This is a genomic window from Stenotrophomonas sp. NPDC047960, assembly GCF_043204395.1.
Taxonomy (GTDB): Bacteria; Pseudomonadota; Gammaproteobacteria; order Xanthomonadales; family Xanthomonadaceae; genus Stenotrophomonas.
The window spans coordinates 1-1217 of record NZ_JBIDBX010000014.1 but is presented as its reverse complement, the minus strand read 5'-3'; the positions used below and the strand labels follow the sequence as shown (position 1 = coordinate 1217).

1 protein-coding gene is annotated in these 1217 nt (G+C 60.9%); it reads left to right on the top strand.

Annotation, left to right across the window (positions count from 1 at the left end):
• Positions 1-1217: efflux RND transporter permease subunit (locus ACGFZ3_RS18725; RefSeq protein WP_392924737.1), on the top strand; the 1217-nt coding region annotated here is incomplete at both ends.

Here is a 1217-nt window from a genome sequence, read left to right as displayed (position 1 = left end):
CTGCGGACCTGCAAGGTTGCCTTGGGGGCCATTCGGAACGTCACAGCGCGACTGCAGGCGTTGCTATCCAGCGTGCCCGATGGGGTGGAAGTGGTGGCGGTGTACGACCGCTCCGAGCTAATCCAGGATGCGGTACGCAACCTCACCCATAAGCTTGGTGAAGAGTTCCTGGTCGTAGCGCTGGTATGCCTGCTGTTCCTGTGGCACCTACGCTCGGCGTTGGTGGCCGTCATCACCCTACCCTTGGGTATCCTAGCGGCCTTCATCGTGATGCACGCCCAGGGGATCTCCGCCAACTTGCTGTCGTTAGGAGGCATCGCCATCGCCATTGGTGCGATGGTCGATGCAGCGGTGGTGATGATCGAAAATGCACACAAGCATCTGGAGCACTGGCGGGAGGAGCACGGTCGGGAACCCCAGGGTGAGGAGCGCTGGCAGTTGATGGCCCGCTCGGCGGCCGAGGTCGGACCGGCCCTGTTCGCGAGCTTGCTGGTCATCACCCTATCCTTCGTGCCGGTTTTTGCCCTGCAGGCGCAGGAAGGGCGTTTATTCTCGCCCTTGGCCTACACCAAGACCTACGCGATGGCCGCCGCAGCAGGGTTGTCGGTGACCTTGATCCCCGTGCTGATGGGCTACCTGATCCGCGGCCACATCCGGCCGGAACAACAGAACCCCATAAATCGCATCCTGATCGCCGGATACCGGCCCATTCTGTTGTGGGTCCTCAAACATCCCGGTGTCACCTTGCTGCTCAGTGGCCTGCTGCTGGTGCTCACCTTGATCCCCTTTAGCCGGTTGGGCAGTGAATTCATGCCACCCTTGGAAGAAGGCAGCCTGCTGTACATGCCCACTGCGTTGCCAGGCCTGTCAGCCGACAAGGCGCGCCAGTTGCTTCAGCTCTCAGGACGGATGATCAAAACCGTACCGGAGGTCGAGCACGTGTTCGGCAAGGCCGGCCGTGCCGAAAGTGCGACCGATCCGGCACCTATGGAAATGTTTGAGACCACCGTGACCTTCAAGCCGCGGGATCAATGGCGCCCGGGCATGACCCTTCAGAAGCTACGCCAAGAGTTGGACGCCGCGGTCAAGATTCCCGGTCTAACCAATCTATGGGTACCGCCCATTCGCAATCGCATCGATATGTTGGCCACCGGCATCAAAAGCCCGATTGGGATCAAGGTCTCCGGACCAGATGTGGAGCAGATCGAGCGCCTGAG